Origin of the sequence: Leptospira kirschneri serovar Cynopteri str. 3522 CT, from assembly GCF_000243695.2 — a bacterium.
GTDB lineage: Bacteria > Spirochaetota > Leptospiria > Leptospirales > Leptospiraceae > Leptospira > Leptospira kirschneri.
The window spans coordinates 128679-146684 of the sequence record NZ_AHMN02000011.1 but is presented as its reverse complement, the minus strand read 5'-3'; the positions used below and the strand labels follow the sequence as shown (position 1 = coordinate 146684).

Here is an 18006-nt window from a genome sequence, read left to right as displayed (position 1 = left end):
GGATTGCAAGTGCAGGTCTTGGAAAATCAATTCTGACTCTTTTTCCGGATTGCGTTCTAAACAATCCGAGTTAGATTCAAAACAATTTATGAATCTACTTCAATCTAAACTCATTTTCATTGTGATCCTTTTAGTTTTTTCGATCGTCTACTGCAATAAAAAAGAACCTATTTCCATTTTGGAAATTAGAGATCTCATCGAAAAAGAAAATCTTGTAGAAGAACTCCGAAAAGCGGAAGAAGATCTTAGACTGAAAGGCGACAACGCTGCATTACTTTATGTTCGAGGTTGGATTCGTTATTTACAAAAAAATCAAGACGCCGCTATGAGCGATTTTAAAAAATGTTTGGGACTTGATCCTAAATCCTTGGATTGCAAAAGAGGACTCGGTCTCGTATACGAATCCAATAAGGAATATAAAGAAGCCGAATTGGTTTATAAAGAAGCTCTTTCTTTTGCAAAAGAAAAAGGGCCAGACTCAGAAGCTATCATTCATGAGAATATTGGAATACTTTATCTCAGACAAAATCTTAGAAAGGAAAGTTTAGAAGAATTTCAAAACGCAATTTCACTTTCCGATAAAGGGGATGCTTATTACGGTTTTAGTTTGTGTATGATTATGGAAGGTAATTCGGAAGGTGCGATCTCTTCCTTAGAAAAAGGTATTTCTAAACCGTTTCGTTCCAAAGCATTCCAATCGGAATCCCACTTTTTATTATCTAAATTCTACTTTGAAAAAAGAAAAGACATCTCTAAAGCCGAATCAGAAATCAAAAAGGCTATCGGAATTTTTCCTCTTCATAAGGAATATCTAGACGCGTTACAAATTTATATGAAAGAAAGAATTAAAAATTTATAAAGAACTTACAATAAAAATTAAAACATGATATAATTTTATATTTAACATAAAAAAACGAACAAATTACTCATAACTATATAATAAAATACCTAACATTTTACATGGAATCAACGTTTTGTAATAGAATAACGGTACTCAATTTTATAGGGATCAACAATACACCTAAAAATCAAATAATCATACTTTTAGAATATTCTAAAAGTATGATTCCCATATTTCAAGGTTTTACCGTAAAATCGTGATTCGCGATAGTTCCACAGATCAAGTCGCATTTTAAATTTTTAAACATTCATTTTTTGTAATTCATGCCTACGTTTAAAGAATCAATCTGTAAAGTTCAGATTCCAACCTTTTTTAGAATCATGGGTTCCTTACATCGAATTCAAGTTAATTTAGATTCATCTTTAATTTTCCGGCAAGTTCTTCTGGACTTAGATTTAAAATTTGAGGATTTAACTCCGCCTCTTTGATTAATCGTACGATTTCTCTGTTAAAAGGAGCGGGATGGCCCATCACGTCGGCGAGTTTGACAATTTCTCCGTTGAGAAAATCGATTTCAGTCGGTCTTTTTTTGATCAAATCCTCCCACATTGAAGATCTGGCTTGAGGATCAATCTTAACCATTCCAGAAGCAATTCTGAAAAATAAAAAATCCGGAAGATTCAAAATAGTAGGAGCTAAACTAGGAATCATCTTTCCGGAACGGATCGGTCTGATTTCCGCAAGTCTTAAGATTTCAAGTGATTCTTTCATAAGTTTAGAAAGAATTTTTCGATAACCTCGCTTTGATATTTCTGCTTTTAACGTAAGTCCAGAAAGTGCGTTTAGAGAATTATTCAGATTAAAAATCAATTTTCCCCAAAGAATTCCAAGGATGTTTTTATGTGTGTTGATAGAAAGCCCGGCCCGTTTGAAAATCGGAACTAACGTCTGAGAAGATTGAGAATCTTCGATCACTAAATTCCCACTTGTACCTTTATGAAAATGACCGCTGCCTTTAGATACTACGTTAAAAGGAACCATTCCTGCGAGAACTTCAACGGGAAGATCCCTCAATTCTTCTTTTAAAATTTCGGCGTTTCGAACTCCGTTTTGGAAACTGACTACGATCGGGACGGTTTGAGATTTGTTTTGTCTTTTTTCAAGAATCCCACTGAGTTCTTTGGCAAGATCTTTTGTGTCCCTGGATTTTACCGTAACTAAAAAAACATCCGCACCTGAAATATCAGTAAAAGAAGTAGTAAAAGAAATTGTGTTGGGAGAAAGAAGAATTTCTTGATTTGTATAATCGGTGATTTTTGCGCCAAAAGTTTTCAACTCGTTCTGAATCCTTGCTCGACCATAGAACGTAACCGTATTTCCAGTCGCCAAAAGTTTACAACCGATGTATGTTCCGATACTTCCGGAACCTAAAATTGCAATTGAAAGATTCATTTGTTACGCATCTAATTGGAATTTAAGTTTTAATTCTACAACTATTGTTTGTTAGTCGGGAAAAATATATAAAAAACTCCACATTTAAGATAAATTCCAATTCTTTTCAAGGATTCTTATAGAGCTCTAACTGTTCCAATTGTATTCTAATCTTTTGAGAATACAAATGTTCCGAATCTAAAGATTCAATTTTTTCCAACAAAACAAGGGCCATTTTCCTTTCATAAATTAAAATATAAGATTCCGCAAGATTTACGATGTTGTTTAGAAAATCGGGTTCTCTTAATAAAACCCTTTCTCCTAATTCGATCGACTCGTAATACCGTTTGAGTTTTTTGTAAATCAAAGAAGCATTAAATATAACTTCTATATCTTCTGGAAATTCCGAAATCAGCTCTTCAAATAAAAAAAGTGCCTCTTCATACTTTCCAACTTTATAATATACTTTAGCTAATTCTTTTTTAAAAACTGGGGGCAAAAACTCTTCGGACATCTTACTCTTGAGATTTTCTAGATGATAAATTGTGTTTTCCCAATTTTCGTCCTGTAGACATTTTAAATAAATTTCATCTGGAAATGGAAAGGACGCCAAGTTTGCAACTGACTCTAAACGAACGGGGTCTTTAAGATAAGTCAGTTTTACTATGCTTAGATCGTCGGTCAATTCACCGTAACTTTCAAGACCTTGAACTAACAATTCCAGATCCCCTCCCGACTCCTCCACTCTTCTTAAAAATTGACATTCGTCTTCGTTGATCAGCGGTGTTCCATCTTGATCCACTCCTAGGAATATGTCGTCCCTTCCGTCAGAACCTACAATGATAGTATCTCCTTTTTCTAACAAAAAAGTTTTTACCTTCATCTTACTTTCCAAACCAGTAATTCCTATTTTACGAAGTTCTAATTTACTTTCTATAAAAGTTGCAACGCCATTTCTGTAAAGAACCGTAGGAGGGTGTTCGGCGTTCAAAAAGAACAAAATTCCGGATTCCAAATCCACCAATCCCAAAACGACAGATGCCAACATAGAACCGTCAAAGGATTCAAAAATATTTTGAAGTTCTAAAAAACATTCTTTGAGCCATAACTCAGGCGGTTTGGAATGATAAGAAGAGACCGTTTTTGTCCTAGCTATAAAAGAACGGAATACAACTCCTAAAACTAAGGCTCCACTCGCCCCTTGAATGGATTTTCCCATCGCATCCCCGTTTACAAAAACGAGATATTCCCTATTTTTTAAACAAATCTCATCTGCGATAATGATGTCTCCGCCGATTTCCTTTTTCCACTGCTTGAACTGAAATCTTTTTTTCTGTCTACTAAGCCCTTCCATAATTATAAAATCATTTTCTACCTGATTCCGATTTAAAGGATCCAAAATTAAAGAGGTTAAAAAATAATCCCCGTCTTGTTGAATTTTAAGTTCTCGGACTTGATCTAACGTATTTTCCAATTGTCTCGTTCTTTCTTTTACTTTTCGATCCAAGTCTAAATTTAATTCTTCCGCCTCTTTGTGTGCCCTCAAAAACCGGTTTGCCAATATAAAGACCATTCCGACTTCAAACACAAAAAAACCATATTTTAGAATTCCATAATTTTCTAAATCATTAATCAACCCCATGGATCCTACCAGATCCGCGACGCCAGAAATCATCAGAACCAAAAAACCGAAGACCATACGTATGGCATCTGGATCTTTCTGAACCAGAGTTTTATACATTATAAAAAAAGAATATATTATAAATATAAATATAGAAAACTGCCAGATTTGTAATATAAATAGACAAACGGATTTGTTTGAAAAAGGGATCAACAAAGTAAGTGCAAGTGTAAAAGTTTGATATAATTTAGAAACAAAACTCACTTTACGCCGGAAAAACGCATCCAAAAATAAAAGAAAAAGCGAGGTTATGTTAAAGATCACCATGTATTCCAGCTTCATTTGGAGAAGCGGATCTAAATCGAGTTCATAGACTACGTTACTTCTAAGATAAATATAAACGGAAAAAAACGTGGAAAAAAGTCCAAAGAACAGATTGTATTTTTCTTGAGGACGTTTGAAGTACAATAAGAAGTGATAAAATCCGACAAATAGATATAAGAATGCAAGCATCCATCTGGAACGTTCGGACAATATCAAAACGTTCCTGGACTGTAGATCTACTACGAGAGGTGCAGAATCAAAACTGGCATATACATTTAATCCTTCCCCGGCGTTAGATGATAAAATCAATCTGATTTCATTCTTTCCGATTTGAACCTTGTTCTCCGGAATCGGAAGGATCACGTGTCTTTTAAATCCGTTTTTTATGATCTTTCCGTTTAAAACAATTCCTCCACTTCCAATTTTTTCTCCGTTGAAATAAACTTCATAGACGTTCGTCAAAAAAGGAAAGTGGATTGAAAGTCCATCTAAGTTGAGTTTTTGAAAGTCATTTACAGACACTTCAAAAGTTTTCAATAATGTTAAAGTATATATATCTTCAGAAAAAGAGATGGAATCTTCAGGAATCGGTAGAGATCTTATTTCTTTCCAGGAAACGTCCTCGATAGAAACATTTAGATTTTTTCCGGAAACTAGTTTCCAATCTTTTGTGAGATCAATTGGAAATGCAAAAACCGGAGTAGATATAAAAAATATAAAAATCCAAACGAACTTATTGTAAAATAATTTCCGATCGAATTTTATAACGTCATTTATCATTCTGGCCGTCAAAAAACCCTAAACAAAGTAACAGAAATTTTTGATTTTGCAAGAATTAATAACTACCTTCTGACTAAAATGAAAATCCACAGTTTTAGTTTAGAAATCAGTTTTATAAAAATGCGTTACTTAACGTTAGTCGATTTTTTAATGCGACAATATATTTGATGAAACAACTTTTTTCTAACAATATTCCATTTTTTTAACTTATTCCATTACGATAGTAATGTCTACCCTGCGATTTTTTTGCCTACCTTGAATCGTAGAATTATCCGCAATCGGTTTCGACTTCCCATATCCCTCGTAAGACATCCTTTTTTCTTCCAAACCTTGTTCATCTCTGAGTTCCTTTAAAACGGAAAGCGCTCTTTCTCTGGAAAGTTTTCGGTTGTATTCTTCTCCACCCGAATTGTCAGTATGTCCACTGATTCTAATTTCCCTATCTCCGTATTTTTTTAATACGGATGCGATTCTTTTTAATTCTAGTTTTGCTTCTTCTTTGAGTTCTGAGCTGTTATGATCAAACAACACTGAATTTAAAGAAATTGCGATTCCTTCTTCCGTCCTTCTAATTTCTACCGGAGGAGAACCGTTTGGTTCAGTTCGATTATCCTCTTCTTCCGGCCATGAAATGGTTTCTCTTTTCGGTTTTTTTAAATTCTTTTTTGGATCGGAGTCTGGTTCAATTCCAGTTGGAAGTTCTCCTCCTAAAATTTTACGGATCTCTTCTGCAAACTTGTCCTTGTCTTGATCCGTAAGCTTTACATTTTTATTATATACTCCATGAATGTCAAACGACATCTCTTGCGCCATTCCGTTTTCATAGACAAAAGTATAAGACAGCTGAACCCTTTTATACTGCGGAATTCCCAATTCACGATCAAAAAATACCATTCCGCGCGCAAATCCGTAGATTTTAAACGGAACTCCGGTTCGGTTCATTTGAGAATCATAATATAAGTTATAATTGTATTCGATACGATCCCCTTTACCGGATAACTTTTGATATTCCCATTGGTCTACGCCGTGATACTTATATTTCGCAAAAACCGTAATCATAACTCTTCCACCTGGAAATTGAAAACTTTCCGTAGCGGGTTGTGTCCATTCTTCTCCGATAGAAACAGGTTTTTCGGAAAAACTAGGAAGAGACCTGAGGTTAGGCATACTGTATTCCTGCGGCACTTTATATTGACCTAAATCTGTTATTTGAAATCTGCTCTTAAACGTTTTATCTTTACGAAACGCTGGATCAACCTCGGGAAAACGAGTGTAAGTATCAAAAAATCCTTCTAACATACATTCCTTATTTTCACAGGAAAGGGTTTGTAATAGGATTCGATTTTTATCTTCTCTTCTAATTTTCTTTCCCGTACTTACTAATTGTACTCGATGATATTCATTTAATTCTACGTTCTCTCCCGGTTTTAATTTCCAACGAAAGAGAATCTTGTCCGACTCTTCCGGAAAAACAGAAGTAAAACTTATCGATGCGGAAATGATAAAAACGTATAACACAATTTTCCGTAAACTTTCGTTTATGGTTTTGGATTTTGAAGGTTGATTTGAAAATTTCCCCATAGTTTTAGTTTCGTAATATTCCTTTAAAACATAAGGAAAGTGTAAAAAACTTTCTAAAAAATACGGATTTAGGACGAAATTTAAAACTGAAATTCCGATTTATTTACGTTAAGGAGAATCCCAATGGAAGCGAGACTTGTCTACGTTACAACTAACAACGAAAAGGAGGCACTTAAAATCGGCAAAACTCTCGTGGAAGAAAGACTGGCCGCCTGTGCAAACATTATCCCTAAAATGAAATCGATCTATCATTGGGACGATGAGTTGATAGAAGAAGACGAAGCTATTTTAATTCTGAAATCGAAAAGTGAATTGATGACGGAAGTGATCTTAAGAGTCAAATCCTTACATAGTTACTCCGTTCCTTGTGTAGTAAGTCTACCTTTATTGGAAGGGAATAAGGATTACTTCTCATGGATCTACAGCGAAGTGATCGCGGATTAAAGTACATTCAAAAAAGGTTATATTTTGCAATTTCACGTTAAGAAAAAATTTACGGCTCTTACATTTAACTCGGCCTTTTTCGGCTTTTATGCACACGCAGGTTTTGCCAAAGGACTTTCCGAGATCGGCTTTCGTCCGTCTAAGATCACCGGTTGTAGTTCCGGTGCGTTGATCGGTTCTCTTGTTGCCGCGGGGATTCCTATCGATACCATGATCGATTTAATTCTGAATTTGAAAAAAAAGGATTTTTGGGAAGGAAATCTAGTTACGAACTTTGTAAAACCGATTCGAAAAGGTCTTAAAAATTATTCGGGAATTCTTTCCGGTAAAAATGTTAAGGAATTACTCAGACCTCATTTAGGTCATCAGAAGATCGAAGAACTTTCCATTCCCATGGGAATTTCCGTTTCAAACATCACAAAACAAATTCGAGAACTCAAAACAAAAGGAGATTTGATTGATCAGATTATAGCTTCTATGACGTTTCCTTTTCTTTTTGAAATTCAAAAGTTAGGAGAAGAAGAATTTATCGATGGAGGAGTCGCCGATCAAGAACCGATCAAAGAATTAATTTTAGATAAATCTATTCGTAAAATCGTGATCCATAGCATTCGCACTAAAAAAGGTCATTCTGAAAAGGCCATGATCCGCGCATTTCATTCTTCGGTGCAAATTATAGAAAATGAAACCAGAGAATTAAAAGAACTTCTCGCAAAACATTACAAAAAGAGAATATTGAGAGTGGAAACTTTGACTCCTTATATAGACGCGAACCAACTCAGACACGGTAAAGAGGCAATGGAAGAAGGTAGAAAAAGCGCCCATCACTGGAAGAAAAAAATTTTATCCGATGTTTGATTGATCTATACAAAATTGAGCATCTTAAATCTTTATCTGAACGCTTGAAAACAGTTTCAAAAATGAATGGTCTATTTCTCAAAATTACGTCTAATTTAGCTTTTTTGAAAGAGGTCCCACATTTTAAGTTTTTTAAACAAGTTCATCATAATATCATTTTCATACATCGGGTTAAAAACTTTATTAGAATTGTTGAAAATTCCATAATGGAGATTTAACAAAACTGCTCATTGTTCATTTTAAACAACGAAAAACAAATGGAGAATTCATTCTTCAAAAACTCTATTCTTTAATAAAATATCGGGTATTCTGTCATATAGTTATTGAATCAAATTCCTTAGATGTGGGAACTACTGCAAATCACGATTTTACGAACAAATTTTAAAATTGTAGGAACTCATACTTAGAAAATTCTTTCTCAGCTGAACTCAAGTTAAAACGAATTTAAATTTTGATGATGGTCGCAAAACAGCGGTTTTATGCAAAAACCGGATGGATGATAATTCTTTTTGTATTAGAGTTGTTGAAAAATTCCATAGTTCAGTTTAACAAAACTATTTCAATTGCTCGTTTCCATGAAATAGAAACAGATGGAGAATTCATTTTTCAACAACTCTATTTTATAGTAGGTCCCACAATTTTCAAAGTTTAACTGGTAAAACTACGATTTGTGAGAGTTCCCACAGATTAAGTCGCATTACAAATTTTTAAACATCTATTTATGGAAAAATCAGGTTTTTATAAAACGAATCTCTTACGTTCCTGCTCACGTTAAAATAGCAAAACGACTGTTTCTGTGGGAACTAACACGTTTTATCAAAAAGTTTTTTTGTAAAACAATCGGGGAACTACCACAAATTACATTTTTTAAATTCCGCAATTATTACCTTTTTATAATAGAGTTGTTAAAAAAATCCATAGTAAAGATTCGCAAAATTGCTTCAATTGTCCACTTCAAACAACTAAAACAGATCAAGAATTAATTTTTCAACAATTCTAATTATTAAAATCAAAAAGTTTTTCGAAATCACTTTATCCAGGAATTAATTCTTGAGAGGAGTTTTGTTCTACTCTAAAATTTCGAACGAGTGAATTTAGAATTCCAGCGAGTTGTTTTAAAAATTCACCGGTTGCGTTCAGTTCTTCCGATTGTGCAGAAATTTCATGAAAGGCACCATTGATCAGATCCACTGATTCATAAAGGTTACCAATTTCAGAAAAACGTTTGTCGATATCCGTCATGATGATTTCGCTCTGATTTGTAATAGAAACATTCAAACGATTTAAGTTTGCAATTAGATTAGAATAATGAGAACTACTTTCTCGAATCGTTATGTAAGTTTCCGCCAAAAATCTAAATTCTTCCGTTAAATTTTTAAAAAATTCTACAGACGTTTGAACCGTATTTTTTCCGCGCGAAACCGTGGATTGAATTTCACCTAAAATTTCCGAAGCCTTTTTTGTACTTTCTTGTGTGCTCGAAGCAAGTTTACTGATTTCTTCCGCGACCACTCCGAAACCTTTTCCTGCCGTTCCGGAACGCGCAGCTTCGATAGAAGCGTTGATAGATAACATTCCCAACTTAGCAGATATATCGCCTAATAGTTTTACTAGGCCTTCTACTTTTTTAGCGGAAGATCCTATATCGTTAATATCGGTTTCTAAATGATTGAGTTCTTTTCTGCTCAGACCAATCGTTTTGACGGATTCTTCCGATTTTTCGGAACTATTTTTCAAATCGGAATCGAACTTTTGAAATCCAAATACAAGTTCGTTTAACAATTTACTAGCGCTTGTCTCCATTTCCTTTTGTTGAGCCGCTGAAGAAGAAATTCTTTGAAAAGATTCTCTAAAAGAATCGAATATAGAAGTAACTTCTCCTAAATTTGCGGCTTGTTTTTGAATACCTTGACTCATTTTTCCCCAAGCAGTTGAAATCTCGGAGGAGGAATATTCTAATTCGATAGACTTTTCTTTAATCGTATAAATCATCTGTCCTAAATTTGCGAGATAACGATTCATCAAAAACGCAATTGCTCCCGCTTCCGTTCCCGAATCCACGTGAATCTTTTGCGTTAAATCACCTCCTCCTTTGGCAAGATCCTTAAGAGAATGTATAAGATCAATCCAACTGGAACCTGCCCCGTGTTCCGTGACATTCAATCCTTTTTCTTCAAACTCTTCGTTCACCCTGATTCCAATTGAAATCTTCAATAGTAAAAATAGAATCATCCCCAAGCCGAAAGCCCAGAAAGAACATGTTAAAACCCCAATCAATTGAGGATATATTCGAATATCTTGATTTTCTGATAGAATCGGTAATAAAAGTGTTCCTATAATTCCACAGACTCCGTGAACCGGAAACGCTCCTACCACATCGTCCAACTTTAGGATTTTTTCTAATACCCAAGAAGTGACCACAACAGAAATTCCAGCGACACCACCTACTATCAAAGATGCGTAGGGCTGAAAAGCGTGACAACCGGCGGTTATTGCTACTAAACCGCCTAACACTCCATTCATACAATCTTCTACCGATGCTACTCTATAAAAAATCCAAGAAAAAGTAATAGCAAAAATTCCTCCGACGCTTCCGGCAAGACTTGTATTCAAAATGATCAAAGGGACTTCGTCCGTAAAAGAAAGCGCACTTCCTCCGTTAAACCCGAACCAACCAAACCAAAGTATAAAAACGCCTAACACCGAAAAGGTTAGATTATGCCCGTGAATTTTTCTTGGAGTTCCGTCTTCCTTAAACTTGTCCTTTCTAGGTCCCAATACGATCACTCCGGCCAAAGCGATCCAACCACCTAATGAATGTACAACGGTAGAACCAGCAAAATCCACAAAACCGATCTTTGCTATCCACCCTCCTCCCCATGTCCAGTGTCCGAAAACCGGATAGATAAATAAGGAAACCACAACCGATACGATTAAATATGCAGAAAATTTAATGCGTTCGGCTACCGCTCCCGAAACGATCGTAGCCGCGGTTCCCATAAACGCGACTTGAAATAAAAAAAAGGAAAAATCTTTACCCGTTTTTAAACCGTTTAAAAAGAAATGATTGGTTCCTATCCAACCTTCATAAGAAAGTCCGAACATCAAAGCAAAACCTACGGAGAAAAACGCGATCGTTCCTACGATATAATCCATAAGATTTTTTACGGCCACGTTGATTGTGTTTTTTAGTCTGGAAAGTCCGGTTTCCAACATCAAAAATCCGGCCTGCATAAAAAACACCAACGCAGCGCAGAGGATGAGCCAGATCGGATCCACGGTCTTAGATAATTCCAAGGCTGGAGATTCGGAAAATAACGGAAGATCGATTCCTAAAAAAAGTATCAAAACGATTCTGTTTGTAATGCGGTTTTTCATAATGTTTCCAAATGATTCATTCTTTCGAAGTTTTATAGAAAACGTCTTCTTAGGATTCCGTTTCTTCGAGTTCCTGATTGTAGGGTAATTCCAAAATAAATTCTTTCCAACTACGAAAAAGTAAAAGATTTCTATTTTACGATTTAGATTCTATTTTTTCGAAAACCTTTTCCATGGAGAGAATCCAGATCGTTCTTGGAATCAACGATTTATTCTTTGTATAGAATTTTTTTATTATTAATTTGTGAGAGTTCCCACAAATTAAGTCACTTTACCGATTTCTTGAAACATTCATTTTTCGTGATTAAGTTCGTGGTAGTTCAGAATTTATCTGTAAAATCCCGATTTGTGAGAGTTCCCACAAATTTAGCTTTTACTGAAAGTTATAGAATAAGAATGTTCAAAATTCTGCCCCAAAATAAAGATTTATTTGAAAATTCACGACACTCTAATCAGTAAATTCTTGAACAAATCGTAAATGATTCAAAACTATTAGACAAAATCAAAACTGTCTTTTTGATCTGCGATCAAAATAGAAAATCATAATTCTAATTTCATTGATTAGAAAATACGATTTTACCTTTTCTCCAAACGAAAAAATCACCCGGTTTGCAAATAGTCCATTCTTCATTGGATGTAAGTGGGCATGTTGCGATTACCGTGACCTGATCTCCTGGTGTAGTTACTTTTCGAAAATCCACGCTTAAATCTGCGTCTACAAGCCTGGCTTTTCCAAATGGGGATTTTCTTGTGATCCAAGAAAGTTTTGTGGAACAAAACGCGTATAAATTTTTAGAATCGCTTAATAGAATATTAGAAACTCCTTTTTGATGGAGTTCCCACAATAAAGATTCAATGATTTTGAATAGTTCTGTTTCCTTTTTAGGATAAGTTTTGAACTTTCGTTTTAACTTTCCCAACAGCCAACAAAAGGCATGTTCCGAATCTGTACTTCCGACCGGATAAAAATCACCTAAAGGTTCTTGTTTAATTTTTTTAAATTGCCCGTTATGAGCAAAGGTCCAATAAGAACCCCAAAATTCTCGAATAAAAGGATGGGTGTTTTTTAATTCCACTTTTCCATGATTTGCTTTACGAATATGACTGATCACCGTTTCACTTTTAATAGGAAGTTTTTGAACAAAGGCTGCAATTTTAGATTCTACCCCCGGTTCAGGATCGTGAAATACTCTCAGACCTTTCCCTTCATAAAATGCGATTCCCCAACCATCTCTATGAGGTCCTGTTTTTCCACCTCTTTGTACAAGTCCGGTCAGACTAAAACAAATATCTGTCGGAACATTTGCACTCATTCCCAGAAGTTCACACATTTTGTTTTTCCATAAGAGTTTGTTCCAAATTTTAATCCATTCCTTTTAAATTCTTAATACAACCTGAGTTCAGTATAAAAAAATTTGAGAAAATCATTCGCAAATTTCACGGTTCAATGACTCATAAACCGCATCAAACTCAATGCGTTGCTTTGGATAAATCGCAACATTCACATAACATGAGTTTGGCGTAAGAAAACCGGGGCGAATCCGACTTGCCTATGGCAAGCCGGACCGGGCTCTTTGCTCTGGTCAATAAATTGCATGCAAGAAACATAATGTAATATATCGTCTTTAGTCCCAATTTATTAACCCCGCATCGATCCCTTTCGCGTTTAAGTAGTGCATCAATTCCTTCGAAATTTAACTCGAGTATTTCTTTTTCTAAATTTAGCACATCTCTCCGATATGATTTCTCACTCAGCAAAACTTTTTATAGATCACGCTTCAGATCGTTCGAGTAACTTTAGCATAAGAACCGCTTTTGCATTGGTTGTTCTATGTTAATAAAACGTGGTGGTTCCCACATTTTTTGATAAACTTAAACTTTGTGAGAGTTCCCACGGGTTCAGAATTTTTATCGTAAAATCTCGGTCCTGCAGTAGTTCCCACAGATTTTGTCTCATTCTGTGACTTATCGTCTTTTACGAACTTTTTCTTTCTATCACACAATTCGTATGAGTTCCCACACACTAAGATTTTACTAAAAGGTTCTACAAACTCAAATTACCATCCAATATATTAGAATAATATTCACAAAAACAGAAGATTCTGTCCAGTGATTTTTCAAGGATTCCTTGCAGAAATGACAGCCAACTGGAAACTGAGCCGGTGATTTTACATATAGATACGGAAATTGGCTGGAGAGGCGGAGAAAGACAGCTCTTACTCTTAGCAGAAGGGCTCAAAAAAAGAAAAATTCCACAACTCATTTTAGGCCGACCCGGCTCCGCTCTGGAAAGTAGATGTTCCGACCAAGGACTTCCCTTTCAAGCCGTGGACATGAAAGGAGAATGGGATATTACATCCATCCAAACAATCCGTGCCGTCGTTCTGGAAAAAAAAATCAAACTCATACATACTCATACTGCAAAGGCACATACACTCGCCTTGTTCGCAAAATCAAAACTTCCAAATACAAAACTAATAGTCTCTCGACGAGTGGATTTCAGCATTAGAAAAAACTTATTTTCGATTTGGAAATATAAATCTAAACGGAACGATCTTTTTTTGACCGTATCCGATAAGATCCGAGAAATTCTACTCAGAGACGGAGTTGATCCTGCAAAAACCGTAACCGTTCATAGTGGAATCGATTTTGCCTTCGTCAAAAAACTTCCGAATCCTACACTCTATAAAAAAGAGTTTTCCCTAAAAAAAGATACGATCGTAATCGGAAACGTCGCGGCCCTTGTAGACCACAAAGATCAGAAAACTCTTTTAAAAGCGGTTTCTAAAATTGATCCGTCTAAAAACTTTAAAGTGTTTATTGTAGGCGAAGGAGAACTCAGAAAAGAATTGGAAGACCTTGCAAATACATTAGAAATTTCTGATAAATTAATTTTTACCGGCTATAGAACTGACGTTCCAGATATTTTTTCTTTATTTGACATTTTTACTCTGACTTCCAAGGAAGAAGGGCTTGGAACTTCCATTTTGGATGCGATGGCAGCGGGACTCCCAATCGTAGCAACCAAAGGCGGTGGAATCGGAGAAATGCTCACCCACGAAAAAGGAGCGTTTCTTGCGGAAGTAGGAGATTCAGAATCTCTAGCAAAATATTATGAAATTCTTATGGACGATTTAAAACTCCGCAAAACGTTTGGAAATTTTAACAAAGAATCCGTAAAAAGATTCTCCATAAAAAACACAATCCGTAAAACAGAACTTGCCTATTACTCCTTTTTAGGAGAAGATCTTTTTGGAGAAAAAATATGAAACGCCTCCTTATTATAGACGGACACGCATTTGTATTCCGCGCCTACTACGCATTTGGCGCTTCTAATCTAACCAATTCCAAAACCGGAAAACCGAGCGGAGCTACATTCGGTTTTTTTAAAATGCTTTTTAAACTGATCCAGGATTATACTCCTTCTCACATTGCAATGACTTTCGATCCGGGTGGTCCTCTGGAAAGAGGAAAAATATTTCAAGATTACAAAGCCAATCGAAAACCGATGCCGGAAGACCTTCGTCCTCAGATTCAAGAAGTGATGGATACGCTGGATAAAATCGGCTTCAAAATATTAAAAGTAGAAGGTCAAGAAGCGGATGACGTAATCGGAACCCTCTGCGAAACGTATCGATCTACCGCAAAAGAGATTCTTATTTTTTCGGGAGACAAGGATCTATATCAACTATTAGAAAAAAAGAATATAAAAATGCTCCGTGGTAAAAAAGGTGTTACTGAGTTTGTAGAAATCGATTCCGCTTGGGTCAAAGAAGAGTTAGGCGTAGACGTTAAACAAATTCCGGACTACATGGGGATTGTAGGTGATACTTCCGATAACATTCCAGGTGTAAAAGGAATCGGTGATAAAGGAGCTTCTAAACTTCTTCAAGAATATAAATCCTTAGACGGGGTTTATAAAAATCTGGATAAGATTAAAAACCCCGGATTAAAAACCAAACTTTCCGAACAAAAAGAAAACGCATATCTTTCTAAACAACTCGCTACCATTCGAAGAGATCTTCAATTAGGAATCACCGAAAAAGACATAGAAATTCCGGATTACAAATCGGACCAAGCAATTCTTTATTTTAAATCCCAAGGTTATAACGCTCTTTCCAAAGACCTTGCAAAATCAGCCGGAAAAGAAGTTCCTAAAGATCCGGAACCAGCCGCAGATTCTTCTGAAAACGTAACAATTCCTACCGCAGAAAAAGGTTCTTACAAGTTGATCACTTCCGCGGATGAACTTTCTAAAATTTGCAGAGGTCTTTTAAAATCCAGGGTACTTTCTGTAGATACGGAAACCACTTCGCCTAATCCCGCTATGGCGGAACTTGTGGGAATTTCGTTTTCTAATCAGGAAAAAACAGGCTTTTATGTTTCTGTAAAAAACAACGCTTCTCTATTTCAGGACAAATCTTTAAATTTAGACGAGGTTCGGGAACATCTGGGACCGGTGTTATCTAGTCAAGTTCCCAAAGTAGGACAAAACATAAAGTATGATCTAATTGTATTAGAAAATCATGGTTTTCTGTTAAATAATATTCAATTCGACACGATGCTCGCTTCTTACGTACTTAGACCGGAAGGAAGACGTCATAATATGGACGATCTTGCCAAGGAATTTTTGAACTATAATACGATCACTTACGACGATCTTGTGGGCACCGGAAAGAAAAAGAAAGAACTGACCGACATAGATCCGGAACAGGTAGCAGAATACGCGGCCGAAGATGCGGACGTCACTTTCAGGCTTTATCAAATTTTTAGAAAGTCTATTAAAGATTCCGGTGTAGAACCAATTCTACGCGAAATGGAAATGCCTTTGATTTCCGTTCTCGCAAAAATGGAAAAAACTGGAATCGCACTCGATGTGCCTTATTTTGAAGAATTGGCTCGGGACTTCGATCGTGAAATCCGTCATCTGGAATCAGAAATCCACAAACAAGCCGGTGGACCGTTTAACATCGCTTCTACGAAAGAACTTCAAAAAATCCTATTCGATAATCTTAAATTACGAATCGTTAAAAAAACCCAAACCGGCTTTTCCACCGATCACGAAGTCTTAGAGGAATTAGCAGGAGAACATCCTATCATTGAAAAACTTCTGGATTATAGAAAATATACTAAACTCAAATCTACTTACGTGGATGCTCTTCCAAAAATGGTAAATCCTAAAACCGGGAGAATTCATACGAGTTATAATCAAACGATCGCGGCAACCGGTAGATTGTCTTCTACAGATCCGAACTTACAAAACATTCCGATTCGAGATCGGGAAGGTAGGCTTCTTAGAAAAGGTTTTACCGTAGACTCAAACGACTACGAAATCTTAAGTCTGGATTATTCTCAAATCGAACTTAGAATCATGGCTCATATCTCCAAGGACCCTGCTATGTTAGAAGCATACAATCACGGTTTGGATATTCATAAAAGAACTGCTGCTGCTTTGTACGGAGTTCCTGAAATAGACGTTACTCACGAGATGAGAGACAAGGCCAAGGTAGTCAACTTTTCAGTAATCTACGGTGTAACTCCTTACGGACTTAGTCGTAATCTTAGAATTCCAAGAGACGAAGCAAAGTCGTTCATAGAACGTTATATGACACAGTATCCGGGTGTAAAAAGTTATATGGATTCGATGGTGGAATTTGCAGAAAAGAACGGTTACGTTCAGACTTTGACGGGTCGTCGCCGCCCCGTGACGGATATCAACAGTACTCATAAGTCGGCAAAAGAGGCCGCAAAAAGAATCGCGATCAACAGTCCGATCCAAGGAACCAGCGCGGACATGATCAAAATCGCAATGATTAAGATTCACGAAGATATAGAAAAAAAACATTATAAATCCAGAATGCTTTTACAAGTTCACGACGAGTTGGTCTTTGAAGTTCACAAAAAGGAAAAAGATGATTTCAAAGCCTCCATGAAAAAACATATGGAAACTGCTATGTCCTTGGATCTTCCAATCGTTGTAGAAGGAAAGTTCGGAGTCAATTGGGACGAAGCTCACTAAGTGGTAGTTCCCACATTTTTAATTAACTTAAATTCGATGTAAAAAAACCGGGGCGAATCCGGCGGCAAGCCGGACCAGGCTCTTTAGTTCTGGTCAAATTATTGTGTGTTATGGTTATACATTCAATTTCTTTAATTTCCATAACTTGACCCCACAACGCGATTCATAGAGAGCGTTGTGCTGAGTTTCCAACGCGATTCATAGAGAGCGTTGTGCTTTAGTTCATTCATCGATCCCTTTCGCGTTAAAATAACGTGAGTTCGGCGTAAGATTCATTTTATAAAAACCTGATCCTTCCATAAAAAATAAAATGAGGAACTACCCGACTCGAGTCACAAAAAATGAATGTTTAAAAAACTGTAATGCGACTTAATCTGCGGGAACTCTCATAAATCACAATTTTACAAATAAATTCTTAAATTGTAGGAACTCATACTTTTAGAAAATTCTTTCCCATTTTCTTATACCGAATTTACGATAGAATAAGAACGTTTATTTTATAAATTATAAAAAAACGATCGAAAACTTATACTGACGTGCCCCGATTTTAGAACCGTTAACAAGTGTGAAAATTTTAAGATGTGGGAACTCATACGAGAAAACTAAATTGCAAAAAAGTCGATATCAACTGCCAATCAAAAAAGACGGTTTTTGTGGGAACTACCACATCTTACAAAGAGATTAAAAACGATTTTTATTCAGGTTTCAGACAAATCCTAAATTCTTTAG

10 protein-coding genes are annotated in these 18006 nt (G+C 35.9%); 5 read left to right on the top strand and 5 right to left on the bottom strand.

From position 1 onward, the window contains the following. The first annotated feature begins 49 nt into the window (after window positions 1–49). Entirely contained in the window at window positions 50–859 is an 810-nt protein-coding gene (locus LEP1GSC049_RS212975; RefSeq protein ID WP_016560913.1) for a tetratricopeptide repeat protein, read from the top strand. Window positions 860–1246: 387 nt separating this feature from the next. Here LEP1GSC049_RS212975 and LEP1GSC049_RS212980 read toward each other — a convergent pair whose 3' ends face one another. The 3 genes from LEP1GSC049_RS212980 to LEP1GSC049_RS212990 all read right to left on the bottom strand — a co-directional run bounded on the left by LEP1GSC049_RS212980 (window position 1247) and on the right by LEP1GSC049_RS212990 (window position 6578). Further along, complete coding sequence (locus LEP1GSC049_RS212980) at window positions 1247–2293, bottom strand: 2-dehydropantoate 2-reductase (protein ID WP_004753070.1); 1047 nt, start codon at window positions 2291–2293, stop codon at window positions 1247–1249. A 106-nt stretch (window positions 2294–2399) separates the two neighbouring features. Then, the gene (locus tag LEP1GSC049_RS212985; RefSeq protein WP_004771209.1) at window positions 2400–4997 is read right to left on the bottom strand and encodes a SpoIIE family protein phosphatase; all 2598 of its coding nucleotides are present in this window, start codon (window positions 4995–4997) and stop codon (window positions 2400–2402) included. 207 nt (window positions 4998–5204) lie between these two features. Next, entirely contained in the window at window positions 5205–6578 is a 1374-nt protein-coding gene (locus tag LEP1GSC049_RS212990) for an OmpA family protein (RefSeq protein ID WP_004753151.1), read from the bottom strand. Between the two features lie 123 nt (window positions 6579–6701). Between LEP1GSC049_RS212990 and cutA the strand changes: the two genes are divergently transcribed. Next, window positions 6702–7022: a divalent-cation tolerance protein CutA gene (gene cutA / locus LEP1GSC049_RS212995; protein ID WP_004753326.1), complete on the top strand. Its 321-nt coding sequence runs from the start codon at window positions 6702–6704 to the stop codon at window positions 7020–7022. Between the two features lie 24 nt (window positions 7023–7046). Further along, window positions 7047–7880: a patatin-like phospholipase family protein gene (locus tag LEP1GSC049_RS213000; RefSeq protein WP_016560901.1), complete on the top strand. Its 834-nt coding sequence runs from the start codon at window positions 7047–7049 to the stop codon at window positions 7878–7880. Between the two features lie 1032 nt (window positions 7881–8912). Here LEP1GSC049_RS213000 and amt read toward each other — a convergent pair. Both amt and LEP1GSC049_RS213010 read right to left on the bottom strand, forming a co-directional pair. Beyond that, complete coding sequence (amt, locus tag LEP1GSC049_RS213005) at window positions 8913–11258, bottom strand: ammonium transporter (RefSeq protein WP_016560895.1); 2346 nt, start codon at window positions 11256–11258, stop codon at window positions 8913–8915. Between the two features lie 554 nt (window positions 11259–11812). Further along, a complete protein-coding gene (locus LEP1GSC049_RS213010; protein ID WP_004753160.1) occupies window positions 11813–12589 on the bottom strand; it encodes a class II glutamine amidotransferase in 777 nt (258 codons plus the stop codon). A gap of 831 nt (window positions 12590–13420) precedes the next feature. On the opposite strand from LEP1GSC049_RS213010, the gene LEP1GSC049_RS213015 reads away from it, so the two are divergent. Further along, window positions 13421–14527 (top strand): glycosyltransferase, encoded by a 1107-nt coding sequence (locus tag LEP1GSC049_RS213015; RefSeq protein WP_004759148.1) that lies wholly within the window; start codon window positions 13421–13423, stop codon window positions 14525–14527. Beyond that, window positions 14524–17277 carry a DNA polymerase I gene (gene polA, locus LEP1GSC049_RS213020; RefSeq protein WP_004759136.1) on the top strand — a complete coding sequence of 918 codons (2754 nt, stop codon included), beginning with the start codon at window positions 14524–14526 and terminating at the stop codon, window positions 17275–17277. Before LEP1GSC049_RS213015 ends, polA begins: the two co-directional genes overlap by 4 nt. Window positions 17278–18006: the final 729 nt, after the last annotated feature.

What these genes read in the sequence shown, in the direction of transcription:
- cutA (WP_004753326.1), top strand. Translation starts at nt 6,702, where the DNA reads ATGGAAGCGAGACTTGTCTACGTTACAACTAACAACGAAAAGGAGGCA.
- LEP1GSC049_RS213010 (WP_004753160.1), bottom strand. Translation starts at nt 12,589, where the DNA reads ATGTGTGAACTTCTGGGAATGAGTGCAAATGTTCCGACAGATATTTGT.
- polA (WP_004759136.1), top strand. Translation starts at nt 14,524, where the DNA reads ATGAAACGCCTCCTTATTATAGACGGACACGCATTTGTATTCCGCGCC.
- LEP1GSC049_RS212990 (WP_004753151.1), bottom strand. Translation starts at nt 6,578, where the DNA reads ATGGGGAAATTTTCAAATCAACCTTCAAAATCCAAAACCATAAACGAA.
- LEP1GSC049_RS212985 (WP_004771209.1), bottom strand. Translation starts at nt 4,997, where the DNA reads ATGATAAATGACGTTATAAAATTCGATCGGAAATTATTTTACAATAAG.
- LEP1GSC049_RS212980 (WP_004753070.1), bottom strand. Translation starts at nt 2,293, where the DNA reads ATGAATCTTTCAATTGCAATTTTAGGTTCCGGAAGTATCGGAACATAC.
- amt (WP_016560895.1), bottom strand. Translation starts at nt 11,258, where the DNA reads ATGAAAAACCGCATTACAAACAGAATCGTTTTGATACTTTTTTTAGGA.